The sequence below is a fragment of the Shimia thalassica genome, assembly GCF_001458215.1.
Classification (GTDB): domain Bacteria; phylum Pseudomonadota; class Alphaproteobacteria; order Rhodobacterales; family Rhodobacteraceae; genus Shimia; species Shimia thalassica.
On sequence record NZ_CYTW01000004.1, the window covers coordinates 340,554 to 364,010 of the forward strand.

Genomic DNA, 23,457 nt, shown 5'->3' on the forward strand with positions numbered 1-23,457 from the left:
GCAAAATTGTACGACATAATTACACACAGGTTTAAAGTTATCCCCATCCACCGTGGAGAAAACACGTGGAACACCGTGAAACGGGGTGTGTTTCCACAGCTTGCAAAGTCGGTTCGAATTTTCCAAAGATAATCCCCAAGCTTGTTGCACCGAAACTCCACGGATTTATCCACATGCCCCCTCAGATTATTCTAGCTTCCGGTTCTGACATCCGCGCAAAACTGTTGCGCGACGCTGGCGTGGACTTTGATGTTATTACGGCCAAAGTTGATGAAGAAATGATTAAACTCTCTCTGGAAGCAGAGGAGGCCCCACCCCGGGATATTGCGGATTTCCTGGCCGAAACCAAAGCGGGCAAGGTCGCTGCCAAACATCCAGACAAAATGGTGATCGGGTGTGATCAGGTTTTGGATTTCAAAGGGCGCATTTTTTCCAAGCCAAAGACCATCGAAGAAGCCCGTGAACAGCTTCTCGCGCTTCGCAATGAACGTCACATGCTGCTGTCAGCCGCTGTGATCTTTTTCGAAGGAAAGCCAATTTGGCGCCACGTTGGAACGGTTCGTCTTATGATGCGGGACTTTTCGGACGATTATCTTGATGACTATTTACAGCGAAACTGGGACAGCATTCGCTGGTCCGTTGGTGGTTACAAGTTGGAAGAAGAGGGTATTCGTCTTTTTCACCGCGTCGACGGTGACTATTTCAATGTGCTTGGATTACCATTACTCGAAATCTTGAATTATCTGATGGCGCGTGGAGATCTGAGTTCATGACAATTCCTTCAATTCCTTTGGCCGGTGTCATCGGATCACCAATCGCCCATTCGCGGTCACCTCAACTTCATGGGCACTGGCTCAGGAAATATGGTCTTGCCGGGCATTATGTGCCTTTGGAAGTTACACCCAAGAATCTGAAAAAGGTGCTTAAAACCCTGCCCAAGATGGGTTTTGTGGGGGCAAACGTAACCATTCCGCACAAAGAGCATGTGATGGAACTGGCTGATATGGTGACGGATCGAGCAACGCTGATCGGGGCGGCCAACACGCTGATCTTCCGAGAAGACGGGCGTATCCATGCGGACAACACCGATGGTTACGGGTTTATTGAAAACCTGCGTCAGGGTGCGCCGGATTGGCAACCCGATGCAGGGCCGGCTGTGGTTTTGGGTGCTGGCGGGGCCGCGCGCGCGGTTATTGCGTCATTGCTTGATGCAGGTGTGCCGGAAATCTTGCTCACCAACCGGACGCGTGCGCGGGCAGACACATTGCGCGATGATTTCGGAACCAAGTTGCGCGTTGTCGAGTGGATCAAGGCTGGCAATATTCTCGAGGAAGGCGCGACAGTTGTGAACACAACATCCCTTGGTATGGCCGGAAAACCGGACCTGCGGGTGCCTCTGGACGGGTTGCAAAAATCTGCGGTTGTAACGGACTTGGTTTATAACCCCTTGAAAACGCAACTTCTTGAAGCCGCAGAAGAGGCGGGATGCGTTACGGTTGATGGCCTTGGGATGCTGCTTCATCAGGCGGTTCCCGGTTTCGAGAGGTGGTTTGGTCGTCGCCCGATTGTTGACGACGAGGCACGACAGGCGGCTTTGGCATGAGTTTCCGTCTGGGGCTGACCGGGTCCATCGGCATGGGAAAATCAACAACCGCCGACCTGTTTCGGGCTGCTGGTTGTGATGTGTGGGATGCGGATGCGGCCGTGCATCGGATGTATGATGTTAGTGGGCGGGCCGTCGCGCCGATCCAGTCGGCTTTACCGACTGCGGTGGAGAACGGTGCCGTGTCGCGCGATCGTTTAAAGGAATTGATCGGACAAGACCCGTCGGTGTTGAAAACCCTCGAGAAGATTGTCCATCCGCTGGTCGCAGAAGACCGCGCCGAATTTGTCAGTAAATCGGAGGCTGATATTTTGGTTTTCGACATTCCCCTGTTGTTTGAAACGGGTGGAAACAAGACAATGGATGCGGTTGTTTGTGTCTCTGTTCCTGCGGAAATTCAAAAAAACCGCGTTCTGGCCCGCGGTACAATGACCGAAGCCCAGTTTGAGCAGATCCGCGCCAAACAGATGCCAAATGAAGAAAAATGCGCGCAATCGGATTTTGTGATAATAACTGATACGCTTGACCATGCGCGTGAACAGGTCGAAGCGGTTGTGGTGACCCTGAGAAAGCAAATTCAAAATGCGTGAAATCGTAATGGATACCGAGACAACGGGTCTGGACCCCTTTACCGGTGACCGCATCGTTGAGATTGGATGTGTTGAGTTGTTCAATCACATGCCGACGGGTCGAACCTATCATCAGTACATCAACCCTGAACGCTCGATGCCGATCGAAGCCTTTCAGGTGCATGGGATCGGCCCAGATTTGCTTGAGCCTCCTCAAGAACCCGCCGCGGGCGCCGTTTCGTTGCGTGATAAACCGGTGTTCAAAGAGATCGGTCAATCGTTCTTGGACTTTGCAGGTGATGCAAAGCTGGTGATCCACAATGCGTCATTCGATATCAAATTTCTAAACGCCGAATTGAAGTGGATGGGTTTGCCCCAAATTCCGTGGGAACAGGCCATCGATACGCTGGCCATCGCCCGGAAAAAGTTCCCGGGATCGCCCGCGTCCCTTGATGCGCTGTGCCGCCGGTTCAACATTGATAATGCCAACCGGACCCTGCACGGGGCGCTGCTCGACTCTGAAATCCTGGCCGATGTGTATCTGGAGCTGATCGGAGGGCGGCAACCTGATTTCGCCCTGTCGGCGGTCGATAAGGGCGGAAAAGGCAGCGTCGCAGAAGACAGCTGGCGCCCACAACCGAGACCATCCCCCCTGCCCTCACGGCTTACAGCGGAAGAAAAACAGGCGCATTCGGCATTTGTCGACGATATGGGCGAAGACGCGCTTTGGAAAAAATTGGGTTAACCCAACAAAAAAGGCGCCCTTAATGAGAGCGCCTTTTTCAGAATAAAGATATCGCTTAGGCGTCGGCTTTTGGGGCCTCGGCTTGGGCTTCGGCCTGACGGCGCATGATTTCCTGACGGTACAGCTGCATGAAATCGATGTTTTCCAGGTTCAGTGGTGGGAAGCCACCATCACGTGTCACGTCAGATACGATGCGACGGATGAACGGGAAAAGAAGACGTGGGCATTCGATCAGCAAGAACGGATGCAGCTGGTCATCTGGAACACCTTCGATGTGGAAAATGCCAGCATAGTCCATCTCGAGGATGAACATTTTGTCACCGGATTCTTTTGCCTGCGAGGTAATCTTGAGTTTCGTCACGACTTCATACTGGTGCTCTTGCTCGCGTTTTTGAGCATCAAGGTTCACTTGAACCTGAACGTCGGGCTGTACTTCGCCAGTTGCACGCTTTTGAGCCAGAATATTCTCGAACGACATGTCGCGAATAAATTGAGCCAAAACGTTCATACGAACCTGTGGTGCGGCCTGGGCGGTATCACTGCCGTTTTCGGACATTTGTATCTCCTGAAATTCCTAATCCGCTATTGCTTAACAGTTAGGGTTTGCGGTCTCAATGCTTTGTCCACCCAGAAGGCTGGTGAGTTGGACGTTTAGAGGGGTCAACTTCAACAAATTCGCCTTCAATAACGCCTTCATCCCTTGGGTGGGTGGTATTTTGGGTATGAACGCCGCCCATGCTGAAGCTTTGGACCTGAACGCGTTTACGCAAGTAGTTGAACACCGATTTTCGAACCGGTGGCATCAATAGGGCAAAACCCATTGCGTCGGTGAAAAATCCAGGTGTCAAAAGAAGCGCTCCGGCGATCAGGATCATTGCGCCATGGGCCAGTGGCTCTGTCGGGTCGTTCAGCTCGGAAAATGATCTTTGAAGATTTCCCATGGCAAGTGCACCCTGATTGCGCACAAGAAAGGTGCCCAGCATTGCTGTCAAAATGACGACAGCCAAGGTTGGCCATAGACCAATCGCGCCGCCGACCTGAATAAACAAAGCGATTTCGATTAGAGGGACACCGACAAAGGCCAAAAACAGCCACATTTTTTCATTCTCCAAGGTTTCACAGGCCTAGTGGACTTGACCGGGCCTGTGACTTACATAAGTGCAGTATACGCCTGTTTCCATGCCCTTGCGACGAGGTCCAAATGAATTCGCCTATTCTCCAGCTTCTTGTCTTGGCCGGCATTGCTCTTTTTCTGATAATTCGGTTGCGTAATGTTCTTGGCACCCGAGACGGATACGAAGCCCCACGCCAAGCACAACAACCAACCGAGCGCCCCGGTCCTGCGCTGGAGGTGATCGAAGGAGGTCCTGACAGCGATATTCTGGATCACGCGGAAGAAGGCAGCGAACCTGCCAAAGCTCTGATGGACATGAAGAAAGCCGAGCCAAGCTTTGGCGTCAGCGATTTTCTTCAAGGCGCCCGCGGTGCTTATGAAATGATCCTCATGGGATTTGAGCGTGGCGAGCTTGCTGAAATCAAACCCTTCCTGTCTGACGATGTCTACGAAGCATTTGCCGGCGTTGTGAACGCCCGTGAAGAGCAGGGTCTGACTGTCGAAGGCGATTTTGTCGGGCTGCGGGAAATGTCCTTGCACGATGCGACATTTGATCACGACACGCGCATCGGCGAGATTTCGGTACGTTTTGTTGGTGAATTGACCCATGTGGTGCGTGACCGTGCTGGCGAAATCATCGAGGGTGACGAACGTCAGGTGAAACGCCAAAAGGACGTTTGGACTTTTGCGCGTGCTATGGGGTCGAACGATCCCAACTGGCAACTCGTCGCCACGAGCGAATGATCCGTTGGTTTCGGGCTGCAATCTGTGCTGGTCTTTTATTGACCGGCACCAATGCGGTGTCCGAAACCACCTATTCCATACTGGATTTCTCTGATCTCGAAGGGTGGGCGAGCGACGATCATGCCGCCGCCCTTGAGGTCTTTCGAAACACATGTACCGACTTGAATGCACCAGACTGGCGTTCGATCTGTGCAGCGGCCAGTGATTTCAAAGATCCGCAAATGTTCTTTGAGTTGTTGTTCCGCCCCGTTTTGATCGCAGACGGAAAAGACGGGCTTTTCACCGGATATTTCGAACCTGAACTAGATGGCGCGCGCGCACCATCCGCGCGGTATCGCCATCCAGTTTACAAAATGCCCAGAGAGGCCCGCCAACAATCGGTGTGGCTGTCCCGTCGTGACATTGAAACCACCAGCGTTATGCAGGGCCGTGGTTTGGAAATCGCTTGGGTTGATGATCCGGTAGAGCTATTTTTCTTGCAGATTCAGGGGTCTGGCCGGATCAAGCTGCCGGATGGGTCGTTTGTGCGTGTTGGCTATGGCGGCGCAAACGGGCAGCCGTATCGCTCTATCGGGGTCGAACTGGTGCGACGCGGGATCTATAAATCGCATCAGGTGAGTGCCCAAGTCATCAAGAATTGGGTCAGGCGCAATCCAATTGATGGGCTCGAGCTTTTGCGACACAACGATTCATACGTTTTTTTCAGAGAAGTCAGCAAAGTGCCGGCCCACAGGGGACCCCTCGGGGCAATGAATCGTTCGATTACCGAGATGCGATCTGTTGCCGTAGATCCAAAATTCACGCCTCTTGGGGCGCCGGTCTGGGTCGAGAAAGACGGTAAAATTCCATTGAGACGTCTGATGATTGCACAAGACACCGGCGCGGCCATCAAGGGGGCGCAGCGCGCGGACATCTTCTTTGGTACCGGAGATGAAGCAGGAAAAGCGGCGGGTAAGCTCAAGGATCCGGGGCGCATGATTGTGCTTTTGCCGATCCAGCGGGCCTATGCCATGTTGCCAGAGGCGGTTCTATGACACGACGCCGGCTTACCCCTGAGGAAGTGGACCTTTGGCGCAAGGTTGCGGATTCGGCGCATCGCATGCACCCCGAGCGATCGCATCACGAGGCCCCAAAACCCAAGCCCAAACCGGTCAAAGTGCCCAGCCCGCGTTTGTCCGGTTTTGAGGTGGGCGCGAAATCACCATCACGGCCAGTTACGCATGATTTGATGCCCGGAATATCTGAGCGTGTGGCGCGGCAGCCGGTCAAAATGGACAAAAAGGCCTTTGGGCGGTTAAAGCGTGGAAAGCTGGTACCAGAGGGCAAAATCGACCTTCACGGCATGACCCTTGATCAGGCCCACCCTGCCCTAACCGGTTTTTTGTTGCGCTCGCATTCGGAAGGAAAGCGTCTTGTCCTGGTGATTACCGGCAAGGGGAAAACCAAATATGATGAAGGCCCCATTCCGACGCGCCGCGGTGTTTTGAAACACAACGTGCCACACTGGCTGTCTATGGCGCCATTGGCTGGCGTTGTGCTTCAGGTCTCGGAAGCGCATCTCAAACATGGCGGATCTGGCGCGTATTACGTCTATTTGCGGCGACATTAGAGGTGGGTTACTTTTTAACCCGCAAAGCCTCTTCCGGAGAAAGCTCGTAAACAACGGCCTTGCTGGCGCTGAGCTGCGTTTCGGAAATGCGGTCCATCATGCTTCGAGATCGGTCTTTGGTGAATGCCGAGTGAAGGCTCGCCCCTTCGAGCATCGCAATCAAAGCAGGGGATTCGAGGATGACAAAGTGCGAATTGCCGGAGTCTTTGCTGAAATCTGAAACATCCAGAAATGTAATGGGCAGGTCGGCCAGACTTTCATCGCTTCCAAGCCCCAAACGTTCGTGGTTGTTGAGCCGAGAGGACAACAGCAAGGCGCGATCGTGTTCTGACGTGACTACGAGAAACGGACTTGGCAGCTTTTTGATGCGCGCCGCCTGTTCATGAAACACATCGACGGAAATATCCGGCGAAATCATTGCGACACCGTCGATATTGGCGTTCGACCAGCCCGGCTTTGCTATCTCTATTTGCCGCAGGGTTTCCATAACCAAAAGCCCGCCCATGGAATGGCCCACAATTTGGATCTTTGCGCCGGTTTGATGAAGAAGATATAGAGTCTGTTCAAGCGCATCTCGGGCAAAAAGGGCGCTTTCACGGTCATATGTGTACCCCGCCGGATGCCCTGCACTTGGCCAGGAAAAGACCATCGGCAAACCCGGCATATCAAAGTCCGACTTCATCTGCGCAACCCGGAAAACCGTATCCGCGTACCCGTTGAAGTAGCCGTGGACATAAAGAACGACCTCTCGCTGTGCTGCGGGGTGCGTTGTCAATTGCCGTCTGATATCCTGAACAAAGGCCTGTTCGCCGGAAAACTGTTTTTGTGTGACCAGAGCAAAGTGTTTGTTCGGGTTTGGCTTGGCACTGTAAATCGGGGCTTCGCCCTCTTTCCTTTCGGGAGGCATCGATACATCGGAAAGCAGGAAGGTTGTGCTGCTCGCCCGCTTGTCACTGAAATATCCGACATCGTTGCGCGCGCGGTTGGTGGCCACATAAACGGGTACGATATCACCAATATTTGCCGCCTCTGGAACCAGCGGGGCTGGTGTCCGATCCGTACAGGCCATCAAAAGCGATAGTGCAAATATAAGAGGAATTGCCCTCACGGACCGATCCTTTTCTAAGGACAAACAAAACAACTATGCCCAAGCCTCGCGGCTTGGGCCAGAACCTATTTTAAAGAACGTATCTGCTTACATCGACAGATTTACTCAATTCACCAAGATTTCTATCCACGAAATCGGCATTTACTGTGATCCCGTCACCCGAACGATCCGGCGCGGTAAAGCTCAACTCTTCAAAGACGCGCTCCATCACGGTGTAAAGCCGCCGCGCGCCAATGTTCTCGACGCTTTGATTGACGTCGGCCGCGATCTTGGCAAGGGCGGCAATGCCGTCATCGGTAAACGTCACCGTTACCTCTTCGGTTGCCATCAGCGCGGTATACTGGCGTGTCAGCGCGTTGTCTGTTTCGGTGAGGATGCGAACAAAATCCTCTTCTGTGAGTGCCCGCAGTTCGACCCGGATAGGCAGACGCCCCTGCAGTTCGGGCAACAGGTCAGACGGCTTGGCGATGTGAAACGCACCAGAAGCAATAAACAGGATGTGGTCTGTTTTGACGGGTCCGTGTTTTGTGCTGACTGTGGTGCCTTCGATCAAGGGCAGCAGGTCGCGCTGAACACCTTCGCGGCTCACGTCGCCTCCGCGGGCTTCTTGGCGGGCGCACACCTTGTCAATTTCATCAAGAAACACGATGCCGTTCTGCTCAACAGCCTCAAGCGCGACGCGTGTGACGGTTTCGTCATCCAACAGCTTGTCCGCCTCTTCCGAAATCAGAACTTCATAGCTCTCTGCGACGGTCAGGCTGCGTTTCACGGTCCGCCCTCCCATAGCTTTTCCAAAAAGGTCACCAAGATTCATCATACCCATCTGCCCGCTCGGCTGGCCGGGAACATCAAACATGCCGCCCATAGGATTGGATGTATCTGCCAGTTCGAGATCAATGATGGTATCGTCAAGTTCGCCTGACTTGAGCTTTTTACGGAACATTTCACGTGTTGCATCGCGCGCATCTGTGCCGGCAATGGCTTCGATAACGCGCTCTTCTGCTGCGGCATGAGCGTTTGCTTTGACATCTTCGCGCATGAGGTCTCGTGTCATGGAAATTGCGCTGTCGACCAGGTCACGCACGATTTGTTCCACGTCGCGCCCGACATAACCGACTTCGGTAAACTTGGTCGCCTCGATTTTGATAAAGGGCGCGCGGGCAAGTTTTGCCAAACGGCGGCTGATTTCGGTTTTGCCAACACCTGTGGGCCCGATCATCAGGATATTTTTGGGATATACTTCTTCTCGCAGATCATCCGACAGCTGCTTGCGACGCCAACGGTTTCGCAGCGCGACCGCAACGGCGCGTTTGGCATCGTTTTGGCCAATGATAAAGCGATCGAGTTCGGAAACGATTTCGCGGGGGGTCAAGTCAGTCATGAAAGAACCTTTGTATGGAGTTCGTCTGTCATCATGTCGTCAAACCATGCGGGATAGCGGCGTGCTGGTGTCATCGCACCATCAATTGCGTCCATCTCCGCTTGCGACAGGGAGAGAGAAGCCGCCGCAAGGCTGGCTTCAAGTTGTGATTGTTTGCTGGCGCCAATGATCGCGGTGTGATCGCGCCGTTTGTTCAGTATCCACGCCAAAGCAATCTGCGCGGAAGTTGCGTTATGCGCCTCTGCCACAGCAGAGACCGCGGCCAATACAGATTGGGCATGCTGCGGGGATATTTGAAGAAAGTCCCCTTCGGCCAAACGACCCTCGCCCTGATCGGTTTTTGACAAGTCGTATTTCCCTGTCAAAACGCCAGCGGCAAGCGGTGACCAGGCCATCAGACCAAGACCCATGGCGTCTGCCATTTTGAGGACATCACTTTCGATATCACGTGCCACAGCGTTATAAAGATACTGACCTGCAATGAACTGATCCATGCCATTATCACGCTGAAACTGGATGGCGCGGGCGACCTGCCAGGCGGGCCAGTTCGAACAGCCGATATAGCGGACCTTTCCACTATCGATTAGTGCCTGAAGCGTGCGAAGTGTTTCTTCCAGCGGCGTTGTGAAATCTGTTTTGTGCAGGACAAGAAGGTCAATCCAGTCGGTATTCAGCCGCGTTAGAGACTTTTCAACCTGTTGAAAGATCTGACTGCGCGACAGGCCCGCATCAGGTATGTGGTCCGAGTTTCGAAACCCGATCTTGGTGCAGACAACAGCCTTTTCCCGCTTCCCAGCGAGAGATTTCCCCAAAATGGTTTCGGCCTCACCATTCGAATAGCCATCGGCGGTGTCAAACAGGTTCACACCTGCCTCGAACGCAGTATCCACCATGCGGCGGGCTTCGGTTTCGCCAACCTTTGCCACACCGGGAATCCAGTCAGACCCATAGGTAAAGGTCATTGTTCCCAAGGCAAGCCGGGAAACGATCAGGCCCGATTGGCCCAAACGCGTATAAGTCATTTCGTTCATCACGAGATGGTTTCTACGGTCAGCTTGCCGTTGGTATAAACACAGATGTCTGCGGCGATTGCCATCGCGGCGCGGGCCACTTCTTCGGCCGACTTTTCACCTTCCATCATGCCGCGCGCAGCAGCCAATGCAAAGTTTCCGCCCGACCCGATTGCCGCCACATCATGTTCAGGCTCAAGGACATCCCCCGCACCCGTGATAACAAAAAGATCCTTGCCATCAGAGACAATCAGCATTGCTTCGAGTTTTTGAAGGTACTTGTCTGTACGCCAGTCTTTGGCCAACTCAACAGATGCCCGTGCCAGCTGACCCGGGGTGGCCTCAAGCTTGGCTTCCAGTCGTTCAAGCAATGTAAACGCATCAGCGGTCGAGCCGGCAAATCCCGCGACCACATCAAACCCACCGGGCGACAAACGACGCACTTTGCGGGCCGTTCCCTTGATGACGGTTGGCCCAAGCGAAACCTGTCCATCCCCTGCGATGACGACCTCACCACCTTTTTTTACACCGATGATGGTTGTTCCGTGCCAGCCGGGGAATTTGTCGTCAGCCATTTGGGTCTCCTGTTTTGGTTCGCCATATATGAGGCGCGTGAGGCTTTGGCACAAGGGCGGCCTTGCTCAACATTCAGGTTCAGCTTAGCGTCGCAACAATGATCAACCATCCCAAAGTGACCTTTTTCCTCGAAGATAGTCTTCGCAAGCAGGCCGAGGCGGGCAATCATAATTTCCTGAAACTGGTATCCGAGGTTCTACAAGAGTCCCGTTTTCAGGTGTCTTATGCTCATCCGGATCAGGCAGATGCGCGGGATGGGTCCCATGCCCTGTTTCACATGCAACACCCTGATCGTTCAAATGGGGTGACGGTCCGGCGCAGTTACTATTATCCCTTTTGGCAAATTGAACGCACCAGCGAACGTTGGAATTGGGATGTGGCGCGGGCGTCGTTTGATCCTTCTGACGTTGATCCAAAAACAGCACGACAGTTTTACCGGTTTTGGCAGAAACGCCTTTTCAAAGACGCCCCCAGCACGACAAGCAAAGCGGGGTTTGTCTATGTCCCGCTTCAGGGAAAGCTGCTTAACCAAAGATCGTTTCAGACCCACAGTCCGCTGGATATGCTGCGCCATGTATTAGCGCAGGACAGAGAACGCGATGTGATTGCCACGCTTCACCCCGGGGAACACTACGTGCCAAAAGAGCTAAACGCCTTGAAGCGTCTGGAACAAAAAGAGCCGAGATTGTCCCTGCGGATGGGGGAAATGGACGCGCTGCTTCCTCATTGCGACTATATCGTCACCGAGAATTCGAGCGTCGCGTTTGCGGGGTATTTCTTTAAGAAGCCCAGCATCCTGTTCGCGGGTATCGATTTTCACCACATCGCAAGTAATGTGAGTGATCTGGGTGTTGAGGGCGCTTTTCAGCGGGTGCTGGACGTCAAACCAAACTATCCGTTTTATGTGTGGTGGTTTCTGCAACACAAATCGATCAATGGCGGACGTCCTGATGCCAAAGACAGGATACACCAACGCCTGATCGACCTTGGCTGGTCCGTCTGACAAAAAGGCGCCCCTCTTTTCAGAAGGACGCCTTTTCGTAGAAATGTGTTGTCTGCTTAGAGCGACTCTTCGATCCAGCTTTGCAAAGCAGCTTTTGGTGCAGCGCCAGATTTGTTCGAAACAACCTGGCCGTCTTTGAAGATAAACAAAGCAGGAATGCCACGAACGCCAAGTGCAGCAGCAGCATTCGGGTTTGTGTCTACGTCGACCTTGGCGATTTTGACCTTGCCATCAAGCTCGGCAGACAGCTCTTCCAATGCGGGACCGATTTGTTTGCAGGGTCCACACCATTCGGCCCAGAAATCGACGACAACAGGCACGTCGGATTGTGTTACTTCGGCTTCAAAGGTGGCATCGGTGACAGCGACGGTTGCCATGGTTCTTCTCCTGAAAGGGATATTAGGTTGACCGAGAACCTATGTAGCCCCACCCCCATCGTCAAGAGAGCGCAGCAGCGGTTAACGCTTTTGTCACAACTTCGTTGGGCAGCGTCATAAGCTGGGCCGTTTTCGTCCACAGGATCGCCGCGCGGATCTCTCTGTCCGGATAGATTTGTCCCAGACCCTCAACATATGCTCCCATCTGGCGCAAAACACCTTCTGGCGTCTGTTCTGGCGTGTTGGGAACCGTCGCGTTTGTTTTAAAATCGACGACCAAAACATAGTCCGGCGTCACAATAAGCCTGTCGATAATGCCGTGGATGCGACTAGAGCCAAGGTTTGCCGTGATCGGAACTTCGGCCAGCGTGTCGTCTTCAAACAAAAAGGACAGTTCCGGAGTGCTGAGAACGTCTGCGGCTTCGATCAAAAGCGCAGAAAGCTGAACCTCGTTCGGGCCTTCGGGTCCCTTGGGCAATAAATCAGCAGCTGCCTGCGGCCAGCTTTGCCTGTCGTGTTCAGGAAGATGTTCCAGCAACAAATGAACCCAACTGCCCCATTGCATCGCAGCCTCTTCGTCGAGACCGGCCTCGCCGGGCAGTGCTTTGGCGCCCCCCAGATCAGAGGGTGAAAGCGTTGATACAACCGGATCAACCGGCGCGACAGGGGTGCGAAATTGCGCGGCGAGATCGGGAAGCGCGACTTCTGTTTCTTCGTTTTCTTCAACAATTGGGCCAGACCAGTCGCCATGGCTGTACCGAAGCCCCTGCCCGCCGGGAAAATCAAAAGGCTCTGCTCCTGCGGTTTCAAGTCCGCGCTGGATGGCTTCGTACCAGGTTTGTCCGTCTTTCCCGAGGTCTCCTGCGGCTACGGTGATCAACCACTTTTCCGCACGCGTCATGGCCACATACAACAACCTTTGACGTTCTGCTCGCAGAAGGTCGGCTTTGCGCTCGCGTTCTTCTTTCATTTCGGCGGGGGCCTTATCGGCGGGCACCGACCACAAAGGAATGCCTTCCCTGCCGATGATTTGCCCATCGTTGCGAATGAGACGTTTTCCTGTGTCTGGCAAGATCACAATCGGCGCCTCAAGACCTTTGGATCCATGCACGGTCATGACCCTGATCCTGTTTCCGGCACTGTCCATCTGACGCTTGATCTCAAGGTCGTCGGTTTCCATCCAGACAAGGAACCCGGTAAGGCTGGGTACTGCGCTGCGCTCATAGGCAAGCGCCTGTGACAGCAGCGCGTTTATCCCATCTTCGGCCTCAACCCCCAGCCGTGCCAGAAGTGTATGGCGCCCTTTGTGGCGAGTCAGGATCCGCTCAATCAGATCGTAAGGCCGCAAGAAGTCTGCTTGTGCTTGAAGGTCATGCAATATCTCGAGCGTTTGTGGATAAGCTTCCGCCTGTTCGCGTAGTGCAGCCCAAAGAAGCTTGCCACCCCTGCCCTGTGCCAGATCATAAAGCTGTTTTTCGGACCATCCAAACAAAGGGCTGCGCAGCGCAACAGCCAAAGACAGATCGTCTTCCGGGGTCGCCAGAAAAGAAAGAAGTGCTCCGAGGTCTCGCACGGCCAGTTCTGCACCAACCTTGAGCCGGTCAGCACCGGCAATTGGCAGATCATGAGCCTTGCAGGCGCGGATGATTTCGTGAAACAGATTGCTGCGCCGTTGAACGAGGATCAGAAAATCGCCTGCTTGCACGGGGCGCTGATTGTATAATCCCGTTTCGCCCTTTTCAGCTGGAATAGTCTCTTTCTCATCGATCAGACGTTTGATTTCGGCGGCAATCCTGTCTGCCAGAACAACCGAGTGATGCGTTTCGCCAAGACGGTCGACCGGCTTGTACCATTCTTCTTTGTCCGGTTTCGGGCTTTCATCGACAACCGGCCACAGGTCGGCACGACCGGGCATATCATCATGAAAGGCGCGGTGTTTCATGTCTTGTGGAAATCCCGCCTGTTCCTGTTGTTCAAACACCAGATCAACCAAACGAAGAACTGCGGCAGATGAGCGGAAGGAATACTCGAGCTCGAGCGAAAGCAGAGGTTTTTCCGTGGGTTCCAAACGGTCATCAAAATCGGAGCGCATGCGATCAAATTCGGCAGGGTCTGCGCCCTGAAAGCTGTAAATCGATTGCTTCTTGTCCCCGACAACGAAAATCGTGCGCTCGACATCACTGCGTGCGCCTGACCCGCTGGTGAATTCTTGCGCCAAACGCTCGATGACCTGCCACTGCTCGGGGCTGGTGTCTTGAGCTTCGTCCACAAGGATATGGTCAATCCCGCCGTCCAGTCGAAACAGAACCCATTCGGCGACCATGGGATCACTGAGCAGGGCGCGGGCCCTCAGGATCAGGTCGTCGAAATCAAGCCATCCCAAAAGCTGTTTACGGGTTTCGTATTTCTCGAGAAATTGCACACCAAAGGCGGCCAGAGCCTGACTGCGCTGGGCCATATCATAGGCAAGCCGGGCCTTGCGTGTGTCTTCAACACGCAACATCAACGGTTCTAGCCGCGCCATCAAATCCGGATGGTTTTTCTGGACGCCTTTGGTTGGAAAAGACCCTATCTTGGCGGAAAACGGTGATTTTGCAGCGCCCCCCGTCAGAAACACGCCCTCTAGAACCGGCAAGGCAGACCAGTCAATCGTGCCCAGTTGGGCAAGCTTTTCCGCATTCTTGTTGTCGGTTGCGCCACCTGTTCGCAGTGCGACGATCAGTTCGGCAATCAATTCGGTCTCGCCACCGCAAAACGCCCGGCTGGTCAGCGTTTCGACATTGATCGGGCTATCGAAGCCAAGCACGGCATAAACGCCAGTTTCATCCGGAACGCTGTAGAAAAGATGGCGGTTCCGCACGATCTCGTTTGTGAGATCTTCCAGAGATTCACCGGTAAAATGCCGAGCCAAATCCGAAATAACAGAAGACCCTTCGTCTGACGCCATGGACGAAACAATTTCTTCCCGCAGCAAAGCCGCAGCCCGATCTTCCATTTCGGAAAACATCGGAGAAACGCCCGCCTCGAGAGGAAAACGTCGGAGAAGTGACGAACAAAACGAGTGAATGGTCTGGATTTTGAGACCACCAGGCGTCTCGATCGCGCGTGCAAAAAGGGTGCGGGCCTCTTTGAGCAAATCACCATCAAGTGGTCCCGTGACCCCCAGTGTGTTCAGGTCATCACGAAGCTTCTGGTCTTCAAGCATCGCCCATGCACCCAGCCGCTTGAACAGACGGTTCTGCATCTCGCTTGCTGCGGCTTTCGTATAGGTCAGGCACAGAATGTGCTGGGGCAAAACACCCTGAAGCAACAGGCGCGCCACGCGGTCTGTCAAAACGCGGGTTTTCCCAGACCCTGCATTCGCAGACAGCCATGTTGATTGCATGGGCTGGGCGGCTTGTACCTGTCGTTCGGTTGCATCGTTGCGTTGCATCACCCCAGATCCTCTGCTTTCGGTTTGTCCGTGACATCCCATTCGCCGAACCTTGCGAGCTGGTCATAATCGCTGTGGTCGCGGTCGCTGTGCATGGCGCGTCGGGCCGTAAAACCGTTTTCGGCATCCATGAAATGCGCGATCAGTTGTCTAAACTCGTCCCAGATTTGCGCCGGTGTAGTGTCGGCCAGAGGTGCGCGTTCATCTTTGGGCGGATTTCCCAGACCAAGATAAATGGCATCGACCACATCGGCCGGATCGATGTCCTTGAAACCGCCCCGTTCTGCCATGGCGGCCTCTAACAGCAGCTGTTTGTCAAAGAACTTCTGTTCATCCTGAGAGGGAGGTCGACCTGTTTTGTAGTCGTAAATAACCAAATCGCCTTTCTCGGTGCGATCAATCCGGTCAGCCTTGGCCGATAGGGTAAACCCAAGCTCTGGAATTTCAGACCGGGCCTTGCATTCATAAGCGATTGGAATTGCATTCGCCCGTCGGCCAATTTCGCCACTGACAAAATGGCCTGAAACGCGCTCTATGCGTGCTTTCCAAAGAGCGCGGGCCGTGGCCCAAGGGACGTTTTCTGCCAAAACAGTCTCTGAAATCTCCAAGAGATGCGCGCTGTTGAGGTGAGTTGCGTCTGCGTCAACATCCCTGACAAACTGCTCCAGAACTTCGTGAACGATGATGCCGCGCAACAATGCATCTGGGGTTTTCATCAAACTGTCCAGGGGGCGCAGCTTTAATATGTGGCGCGCATAAATCGCATAGGGGTCACGAATGAGCTTCTTGATTTCCGTGACCGAGAGACGATCAGGTCGCACTGCAACAGGTGGGCGCGGTGAGGGTCGGTTTTCCGAGGGAACCTCTTGGACCCGCTCGAGGGATTTCACCATCGAAAGCCACTCCTGCCCACGGGCTTGCATATCTGATAACGCTTGAACACCGCCTTGGTCAGGCAAACCCTTTAGCAGGTTGGTAAGCCGATTGACCCAGCGGGACGAAACGGTTTCGGCTTCGTCAGACCGGATGGATCTTGTAAGCCAGACCTGCGGCGCACCGACGGCTTGTTGAAAGTCATGAGCCGAAAGCCCAATTCGCCTTTCGGGCAGTAATAGACCCGCATCATGGCGCATTTTTCTGTTCAGCCACGGGTCAGGAGACGGTGCTTCGGGCCAGCTGCCTTCGTTCAATCCACCAAGAATAACCAGATCGGCCCCTTGAACGCGGGCTTCCAGAGTACCCCAAATCAATACATTCGGATGGCCCTTGTCGCGATTGCGGACCTCTCCTCCGGCAATGACGGAACCAAACAGGTCGGCATAATCACGCGCCTCTAGGGGGCCGGCATATGTGGCATTGTCTCTAAGTTGCGCGATAACTTTTGCGGCTTCTCGGCCTGCGGCTTCGTCCCAAAGACCGCCGCTGCCCTCATCCGAACCCGCGGCAATTCTTTCACTAAGGGCAATATGTGTCTCCAGAACGGCAGAAAAGTCAGGCGACCCCGCAATAATTTGTCCGCAAAACTGTGAAATGACCCATTCGATCCACACCAAAGGCGGTTCTTTTTGTGCGCCGGCCCATGCGCGCAGGGTGTCCGGTTCGGGATAGGTCATCCCCTGCTTGCGCATCGCCAGTTCAAGATCGCGAGTATGCAACAGGTGCAAGTTCCGGTCCTGCCCGCTGTGACACAGGGGATGTTTGAGAAGCGTCAATAGTGCTTCGGCGGTTAACTCTTTGACCAAAAGAGCGGCCGTATGTCGGAGAAACCGACCGGGCGGGCTGAGCTGTAAGGGCATACCGGCGCTGTCGTCCGGAACAAGATCCCAACGATCCAGAGCGGCTGTGACCTGACGGGTGAGCATCCGATCCGGCGTAATCAAAGCCGCCGTGACACCTTCTTGTGCGGCTTGTCGCAACCTCATCGCAATCGCGAGCGCCTCTTCGCGCATGGACGGCGCCTCGACCAACGTCATATGTCGCGTGGCTTCTTCCAGATTGCCCAGCAACGGGCCCTCTTCCAGCCATTGATCCGTGACAGGTGCCGGACGCAGCGCCAAAGACACCAACCGGTTTCTTTCTGTGTTCGGGGCATCCAACCCCGCCCAAGGCACAACATCGCTGGCCGACAAATCCAGAATGCTCAAAAGCTTCTGAAACCTGAATTGTGGATGATCTTCGCTGCTCAGGGCATCTGATAAAGTGGTCCAGACTGTTCTGGGCATGTCAAAGTCAAAGCCGGGTAAAACCAGTGCGCCCTGAGGAAGTTTTGCCACCGCTTGCATCAACAACATCGTCGTTCCGCGCGATCCGGTAGAACCCGCAATGATGACCGGATGCCTGGGCGGATTTTGATCCCACTGATGCATCAAACCTTCAACAATCATCCTTTGCCGCGCTTCGGCATCCGGCTGATCCTCGATCCGCTCCAAAAAGTGGCGCGCGATTGCAAAGAAGGTTTTTGCGCGTTCCCAATGACCTGACTGGTCGGACACATCCAAACCTTCGATCACGTCGGGGCTGACGCCTTCGCCGCTCATCTCGTCCATCAAAGTGGCGAGTGAATCCGCCAGATCATAGAGAGACGACCGTGCCGCAAGATCGGGTTGGGCATCGAGAAGTTGAGCAACCAGTTGCACAAGTTCGAACCGTTTTCGCATAGGAGAGATTGCAGGGGGAACGCCCAATGATCCGGATAAATTGCCAAAATCGGTCAAAAGATGAATGCGGGGCAAAAGGCATGGTGGGCCCTGATCGAACAGGGCGCGCACGCGCCGTTCCATGCGTCGGGTGTTCAGGATCAACTGCACCCGCGCCATGTCTTCAGGCGGGCTATTGGCAAAGCGGCTGCGCAACCCCTGAACCAAGACCTCAGGGAAATCGGCACCCGGAGGCGCGGCAAAAACGCGAGGCTGTTCAGAAGGATTAAACATGTCTTGGTTCCAACAGGGTTTCGGCCAGTGGGATGCCTTCGGGAGAGCCCACATCACACCATTCACCGTCGTAAGGCAGCCCGAAGAGCCGTTTGTTTTCCGCCATCTTGTTCCAGAGAAGGTTTAAGGAAAACGCGGGTTCGTCAAAATCATGCAGACCGTTGGTTTTTATAATCTGAATGCCGCCATAAACATGGCCGGGTCCGCGGCTAAGGCGACCGTCCGGGCCGATCACAAAATCCCCCTGCCCTTTGTGGCCCAAAACGCGATCCCTTGGCACGCAGATCAACAAAGCATCCATCTGATCTGGATCCCAAGCATCTTTCAGCACTGAAAACGGGTTCGGACCACGCCAGATCGCATCGGTGTTTGCCGTAAAAACGGGCCCATCCCCGAGCAGTGGCAAGGCATTGCGAAGACCGCCACCCGTTTCAAGAATATCCGGCGTTTCGACCAGCGTTTGAACACCGGAGCCTTCAAGGTGTGCCAACAGTTTTTCAGGCAGGTAATGGAGGTTGGCAACGACTGTTGCGATTTCGGAGCTTCGAACAAGGTCAAGCGTATGATCAATCAGGGCCCGACCACCCACGGTAACCAATGGTTTTGGCCGATCCGCTGTCAAAGACCGCATTCTGGTTCCAAAACCAGCAGCAAACAACATTACAGCGTTGGGATCGTTGCGCATTTTTCTTTTAACCTGTTGAGAATGTCCGAAGACGGAGCGGGCAGGTCTTGCAAGACCACATCGCGAATGGGTTCGAGTGCAGGATGCGCCAGATCCCGAAGTAGATACCCCCAGACGCGCGGTATGAAATCAACATAGTGCGCTTTTCCAAAATGCATGCAAAGCCGCGCGAACACGCCTAAAATCCTCAGATTTCTCTGTGCACCCAGCACGTGGTACGCGGCGAGGAATTCCTGCATATCAACGCCCGAATGCTCAACGTAATGCGCGATCATCCGGTGTTCTGTTGTTTGAGGAACATCGCGGCGGGCATCCTGCAACAAAGAGACCAAATCATACGCACGGTGCCCTGCCATCGCATCCTGATAGTCCAGCAATCCAACGCGTGCGACGCCCTCGCGATCAGGAAGCCAGAGCAGGTTTTCCGCATGATAGTCCCGCTGGATAAGCACGTCACATAAAGGCGCATGCTGTTGTAGAAGCTGCTCAAACCGGTTTTGGAACAGGTTCGCCTTGTCCTCATCTGCCACCTCTGCGCCACGCAGATACCAACGCCATGCCAAAGCCGCCATTTCCGCCATAAAGGCCGGAGAATACGGAGCAATATCTTCTGGAACCTCAACGGAATGCAGAGAGATCAGAACATCGGTTGCGGCCTCGTAGAGAGGTGTTTCTGTGGTCTCATCCGCCGCGACCACGCGCGCAAAAAGATCATCACCAAGATCTTCCAAAAGAAGAAACCCGTTTTCAACGTCGGCCGCCATCACCTCGGGCGCGGATAACCCCTGACTGCGTAACAGGTTGGTAATGCTGATAAAGGGCCGGACGTCTTCCCCTTTGGTGCTGGGTGCATCCATCAAAACAGCTTTGCCTTGCGGTCCCGCGATACGTTCGTACCGCCGGTTCGAGGCATCCCCTGCAAGCGGGCTTCGGATTGCGCCTTGCCAGCCTGCATTTTCGAGAAACATATCGATAGCGGCGCTGCGGTCAGTCATCTGAAATCATTTCTATCAAAGGTTTCCATCGTAGGTCGGTGCCCTCAATCACAAGCAATCGGTGGCCTTCTGTTTCGTTCAGGGCAAACCTGAGTGAAAGGGCATTTTGTGGGGCAAGCTCGGCCAGTCTGTCCGGCCATTCCACCAGACACACGGAATCCTCAAACGCATCCACCAAACCCAGTTCGATCACCTCATCGGGCGAGCTCAGGCGATACAGGTCTGCATGCCATATATCGAAAGATTGGGTTTCGTAGGTTTGCACAAGCGTAAATGTCGGAGACGGGACGTCTTCGGGAGCGTCCAGAAGGTATTGGATCAGGCTTCGCGCAAAATGGGTCTTTCCCGCGCCTATTCCGCCCTCAAGAAGCAAAACATCCCCAGCACCAAGAACAGTGGCAAATTTTTTGGCCAAAGCAGTGGTTTCTTCAGGGGATTTCAGGAGGAGCGAAAGAGAATAATCGGGCATTCCCCGAGATTACACCGCCTGCCTGTGCCTGCAAGGCGGATCACATCAAACAACAAGCTTTTCCGGTGTCTTTTGCGGACTTGGTTGCGGGGAGGAAACCTTGAACAATACAAGCGAAGCCCCCCCGTGAATCGCGGTAGTGGTCAAGTTCAATTGGAGCCCTGATGACAACTTCAGGGGAAACTGCCTGAGCGACTTGCTGGTTGAGTGGCGTATGTGTTGACGAATGACAGGCCACGAAGGACTGTCCTTGCACTTGGTTTTCCATGTGTTGATGGCGTGGTCGATGGAATAATCGTTCAGATTTGCCGTTGGGTCTTCTTTCCAAAACTTTTGATAGGCGCGATTACAGAAGGTCATGCTACCGCCCGGAGAAAAAACGGCCATTGGTTGTTCGATCGCATCCAAAATGGACTGGCTCAGTTCAAGTTCGGCCCGAAATCTGCGCGTCAGGGATACTTCTGCGCTAATATCTTCGAACAACAATGCGATGGCACCATCCGGATGAGGGCGGCCAATAACGCGATAGGTTACACCGGACGGAAGCGTCCAGGTTTCGCAATATCTGTCGTCGGTTGCTGCAACGACCAGCTCGGCAATCTGTTCCCGCCACGAGGAATAGTTTTTGGGCTCGGGCATGACCCTGTTTTCACGAAGCCTATCAAAGAAGGAAAGCAAACTGGGCCGAGATGATAAAAAATCGGCTGGCAAATTGGTGAGATCGATCAAGGCCGGATTAAACAGGGCAAGCTGTCGATTGCGATCAAACAGGGCAAGGCCAATCGATAGCTGTGCAAATGTCTTGGTCAGCGTTTGGACAAAGTTGCGCTGGGCAACTTCGGCATTCACAATCGCGTTTGCATCAATGGCGTAGTGTGTTTGTCCATCCGTATGCGCAACTGAAGTCACATCAAACCAATAGCTGTGGTCCGGATTATTGCCCGAAAGTGCAGTGCGCCTTGGCTCTGGGCTGGTCTGCATAGGCAGATTGGAAAACAGCTCAGGAAAACTGTCGGAACACTCCCTGCCAAGGTTTTTGGCGAGTTCACCATATGCAGCATTTGCCCAGACAATTTCTCCGGTGTCTGACGAATGCCAAACAGGGTTGGGCGCTTGGTTGAGCGCTTCATTCAATTCCAGCTTTTGAGTGCCATCACTTTTCTTCGGGCAAGGTGACGTATCAAAAAGGGATATGCGTGAACGTGCGCCCCATTGTTCAATTGTCAGAAATGAAGTGTCCGTCGCCACCAAAGCGGCGTGGGTTTTCGTTTCCTTGCCAGATGCAGATCCGAGAACAGCTGGAATATCGCTAAACCGGGTTTCTAGTACCTTGGAAAGGGCAGACCAATCGCATGGGGTTTCGCTAAGCTGGGCAGCCAAAAAGGAATGAGCTGGCGCATTCGCATCCTCAAGCACGCCGTGTTGAAACAGGAAAATGGCCGGAACACGTTGTTCCCCTGAGGCAATCGCTGCGCGCCATTTCCCAAAGCGCCCCATGGCCCAAAATAACACACTCAAACCCAAAGACAGGGCGATCACAAGGATGCCCTGCACAAAGGTGAAATCCGGAAAGATTTCTGACATAGCAACCTCTTCATCGAATGGTGCTGCTATTGTCTTATCGGATCGTTAACAGAGGGTTAACGGCTTAAGGCAATTGGGAAAATCGAGGGTTTTCGCCGATTGGAATGGCGTTTTTCTCGGAGTTGGCATCCACCGTATCGCGGGGCCAGACCACTTCGACAATTGCGCCCGACGCTTTGGTGCCAGCCGCAGTTGCCGCCGGGTTTTCCGATCCGTTCGCAAAACTAAGCTCTGCGCCGCTGCGTTCCAGCAGTGTTTTGGCAATGAACAGCCCAAGACCCATACCTTCGTATCCTGGGCGCTGTTTGCGATCCCTTTCGCTGCGACGGCGCCGCACAAAGGGGTCACCGATGCGCCCGATCAAATGGAGGGGATACCCGCGTCCGTCGTCCATGATACGCAGGGTTATGGTGTTTTCATCCCAACCCGCCTCGACCCAGACGTTTTCGCGGGAAAAATCCACGGCATTCTGGATCAGGTTACGCAATCCATGAATGATTTCAGACTTTCGCAGAACCAAAGGCGCATTTTCATCATCGACCTGAGGGGCCGCAATCTCAAGGTGAACGTCTTTGCCGCGGTCCATGTGGGGTTCTGCGGCTTCTTCGATCAATGTCATCAAAGGTGCCTTGCGCAGATGCAGGTCATCCTTACCGGCCCGGCCCATGTCGCGCAGGATATCGCGACACCGATCGGCCTGTTCACGGATCAACGCCGCATCTTCGTAAAGGGTTTCGTCGTCTTCAAGCTCCTCCATCAACTCGGCGCTTGTCAGCTTGATCGTGGCAAGGGGCGTTCCCAATTCATGAGCCGCCGCAGCCACCACCCCGCCAAGATCGGTCAGTTTTTGCTCTCGGGCGAGTGCCATCTGGGTCGCGGCAAGCGCCTCTGACATAGATGACATCTCTGACACCACTTTGCGCGAGTAGACCGCAGAGAATACAATGGCGATCACAATCGCGGCCCATGTTCCAAACAGGAAGACATCCGGCATTCTCAGGATAAACCACTGTTCGGTCCGCAAGGGTAAGTGAAACTCAAGCATGACCGTTACAAGCACGATAGCCAACGAGGCCAATGCAACCGTCGAGCGCACGGACAGCACAGATGCCGAAATTGTGATGGGACCCACCAACAGCACCGAAAACGGATTGTGAAGCCCGCCCGTCAGAAACAGCAAAAAGCAAAGCTGCAACAGGTCGAACAAGATCATAAACGTGTTTTCGGTTTCGGAAAGCAGCTTGTTTTCCGGGAACACAAACATGGCAATCAGGTTGCCTATAACGGAAATACCAACCGCCAGATAACAAAGCCCGTATTCCTGCTCGAGGCCGAAATACCATTGGGCAACCATGAGCGCGATTACCTGACCGGCCACAGCAAACCAGCGAACCCTGATTATGGTTCTAAGACGAATCCAATTACTACGGCGTTCACCCGATAGTAGTTCAGCAGAAAAATCGGACATGGGTGATTGTTTACCTCTTGCCTGTCGCCGAACAATTGATAGGTCTCTTCTGTC

22 protein-coding genes are annotated in these 23,457 nt (G+C 54.0%); 8 read left to right on the forward strand and 14 right to left on the reverse strand.

The annotated features are described in order from the left end of the window. The first annotated feature begins 173 nt into the window (after window positions 1–173). From PH7735_RS16655 to dnaQ, 4 genes are read left to right on the forward strand one after another with little or no spacing between them, the layout of a single operon-like run. Entirely contained in the window at window positions 174–773 is a 600-nt protein-coding gene (locus PH7735_RS16655; RefSeq protein WP_058312601.1) for a Maf family protein, read from the forward strand. Then, on the forward strand, window positions 770–1,603 hold the full coding sequence (locus PH7735_RS16660) for a shikimate dehydrogenase (protein WP_058312546.1): 834 nt from the start codon (window positions 770–772) through the stop codon (window positions 1,601–1,603). Before PH7735_RS16655 ends, PH7735_RS16660 begins: the two co-directional genes overlap by 4 nt. Continuing rightward, on the forward strand, window positions 1,600–2,193 hold the full coding sequence (gene coaE, locus PH7735_RS16665; protein WP_058312547.1) for a dephospho-CoA kinase: 594 nt from the start codon (window positions 1,600–1,602) through the stop codon (window positions 2,191–2,193). The genes PH7735_RS16660 and coaE overlap by 4 nt, the downstream gene beginning before the upstream one ends. Next, a complete protein-coding gene (dnaQ, locus tag PH7735_RS16670) occupies window positions 2,186–2,917 on the forward strand; it encodes a DNA polymerase III subunit epsilon (RefSeq protein WP_058312548.1) in 732 nt (243 codons plus the stop codon). The genes coaE and dnaQ overlap by 8 nt, the downstream gene beginning before the upstream one ends. 55 nt (window positions 2,918–2,972) lie before the next feature. On the opposite strand, the gene secB is transcribed toward dnaQ, so the two are convergent. Together secB and PH7735_RS16680 are read right to left on the reverse strand one after the other, a co-directional pair. Then, a complete protein-coding gene (gene secB, locus PH7735_RS16675; RefSeq protein WP_058312549.1) occupies window positions 2,973–3,473 on the reverse strand; it encodes a protein-export chaperone SecB in 501 nt (166 codons plus the stop codon). Window positions 3,474–3,528: 55 nt separating this feature from the next. After that, complete coding sequence (locus PH7735_RS16680; RefSeq protein ID WP_058312550.1) at window positions 3,529–4,014, reverse strand: FxsA family protein; 486 nt, start codon at window positions 4,012–4,014, stop codon at window positions 3,529–3,531. Between the two features lie 104 nt (window positions 4,015–4,118). Here PH7735_RS16680 and PH7735_RS16685 point away from each other — a divergent pair, with 104 nt between their 5' ends. Genes PH7735_RS16685 through PH7735_RS16695 form a run of 3 tightly spaced genes read left to right on the forward strand, consistent with a single transcriptional unit; the run spans window position 4,119 to window position 6,384 of the window. Beyond that, window positions 4,119–4,775, forward strand: coding sequence for a Tim44/TimA family putative adaptor protein (locus tag PH7735_RS16685; protein ID WP_058312551.1), 657 nt, complete (start codon window positions 4,119–4,121; stop codon window positions 4,773–4,775). Next, the gene (mltA, locus tag PH7735_RS16690; protein ID WP_058312552.1) at window positions 4,772–5,809 is read left to right on the forward strand and encodes a murein transglycosylase A; all 1,038 of its coding nucleotides are present in this window, start codon (window positions 4,772–4,774) and stop codon (window positions 5,807–5,809) included. Before PH7735_RS16685 ends, mltA begins: the two co-directional genes overlap by 4 nt. Beyond that, window positions 5,806–6,384, forward strand: coding sequence for a Smr/MutS family protein (locus PH7735_RS16695; protein ID WP_058312553.1), 579 nt, complete (start codon window positions 5,806–5,808; stop codon window positions 6,382–6,384). The genes mltA and PH7735_RS16695 overlap by 4 nt, the downstream gene beginning before the upstream one ends. Before the next feature lie 7 nt (window positions 6,385–6,391). Here the strand turns inward: PH7735_RS16695 and PH7735_RS16700 are convergent, their stop codons facing one another. From PH7735_RS16700 to hslV, 4 genes are all read right to left on the reverse strand, one after another. Then, complete coding sequence (locus PH7735_RS16700; protein WP_145865359.1) at window positions 6,392–7,492, reverse strand: alpha/beta hydrolase; 1,101 nt, start codon at window positions 7,490–7,492, stop codon at window positions 6,392–6,394. Window positions 7,493–7,562: 70 nt separating this feature from the next. After that, a complete protein-coding gene (gene hslU, locus PH7735_RS16705) occupies window positions 7,563–8,873 on the reverse strand; it encodes an ATP-dependent protease ATPase subunit HslU (protein ID WP_058312555.1) in 1,311 nt (436 codons plus the stop codon). Next, the gene (locus PH7735_RS16710) at window positions 8,870–9,895 is read right to left on the reverse strand and encodes an aldo/keto reductase (RefSeq protein ID WP_058312602.1); all 1,026 of its coding nucleotides are present in this window, start codon (window positions 9,893–9,895) and stop codon (window positions 8,870–8,872) included. Before PH7735_RS16710 ends, hslU begins: the two co-directional genes overlap by 4 nt. An 8-nt stretch (window positions 9,896–9,903) precedes the next feature. After that, a complete protein-coding gene (gene hslV / locus PH7735_RS16715; protein WP_058312556.1) occupies window positions 9,904–10,458 on the reverse strand; it encodes an ATP-dependent protease subunit HslV in 555 nt (184 codons plus the stop codon). A 62-nt stretch (window positions 10,459–10,520) separates the two neighbouring features. On the opposite strand from hslV, the gene PH7735_RS16720 reads away from it, so the two are divergent. Then, window positions 10,521–11,462 (forward strand): hypothetical protein, encoded by a 942-nt coding sequence (locus PH7735_RS16720; protein ID WP_233488339.1) that lies wholly within the window; start codon window positions 10,521–10,523, stop codon window positions 11,460–11,462. Window positions 11,463–11,518: 56 nt separating this feature from the next. On the opposite strand, the gene trxA is transcribed toward PH7735_RS16720, so the two are convergent. From trxA to regB, 8 genes are all read right to left on the reverse strand, one after another. Further along, on the reverse strand, window positions 11,519–11,839 hold the full coding sequence (trxA, locus tag PH7735_RS16725; RefSeq protein WP_058312558.1) for a thioredoxin: 321 nt from the start codon (window positions 11,837–11,839) through the stop codon (window positions 11,519–11,521). Window positions 11,840–11,900: 61 nt separating this feature from the next. After that, window positions 11,901–15,272 (reverse strand): double-strand break repair helicase AddA, encoded by a 3,372-nt coding sequence (gene addA / locus PH7735_RS16730; RefSeq protein ID WP_058312559.1) that lies wholly within the window; start codon window positions 15,270–15,272, stop codon window positions 11,901–11,903. After that, on the reverse strand, window positions 15,272–18,202 hold the full coding sequence (gene addB / locus PH7735_RS16735) for a double-strand break repair protein AddB (protein WP_058312560.1): 2,931 nt from the start codon (window positions 18,200–18,202) through the stop codon (window positions 15,272–15,274). Before addB ends, addA begins: the two co-directional genes overlap by 1 nt. Then, entirely contained in the window at window positions 18,195–18,887 is a 693-nt protein-coding gene (locus PH7735_RS16740; RefSeq protein ID WP_058312561.1) for a nucleotidyltransferase family protein, read from the reverse strand. The genes addB and PH7735_RS16740 overlap by 8 nt, the downstream gene beginning before the upstream one ends. Further along, the gene (locus PH7735_RS16745) at window positions 18,863–19,882 is read right to left on the reverse strand and encodes an aminoglycoside phosphotransferase family protein (RefSeq protein WP_058312562.1); all 1,020 of its coding nucleotides are present in this window, start codon (window positions 19,880–19,882) and stop codon (window positions 18,863–18,865) included. The genes PH7735_RS16740 and PH7735_RS16745 overlap by 25 nt, the downstream gene beginning before the upstream one ends. Beyond that, window positions 19,875–20,351: a tRNA (adenosine(37)-N6)-threonylcarbamoyltransferase complex ATPase subunit type 1 TsaE gene (tsaE, locus tag PH7735_RS16750; RefSeq protein WP_058312563.1), complete on the reverse strand. Its 477-nt coding sequence runs from the start codon at window positions 20,349–20,351 to the stop codon at window positions 19,875–19,877. Before tsaE ends, PH7735_RS16745 begins: the two co-directional genes overlap by 8 nt. Window positions 20,352–20,396: 45 nt before the next feature. Next, window positions 20,397–21,935 carry a PAS-domain containing protein gene (locus tag PH7735_RS16755; protein ID WP_058312564.1) on the reverse strand — a complete coding sequence of 513 codons (1,539 nt, stop codon included), beginning with the start codon at window positions 21,933–21,935 and terminating at the stop codon, window positions 20,397–20,399. A gap of 64 nt (window positions 21,936–21,999) precedes the next feature. Further along, window positions 22,000–23,403: a sensor histidine kinase RegB gene (regB, locus tag PH7735_RS16760; RefSeq protein WP_058312565.1), complete on the reverse strand. Its 1,404-nt coding sequence runs from the start codon at window positions 23,401–23,403 to the stop codon at window positions 22,000–22,002. Window positions 23,404–23,457: the final 54 nt, after the last annotated feature.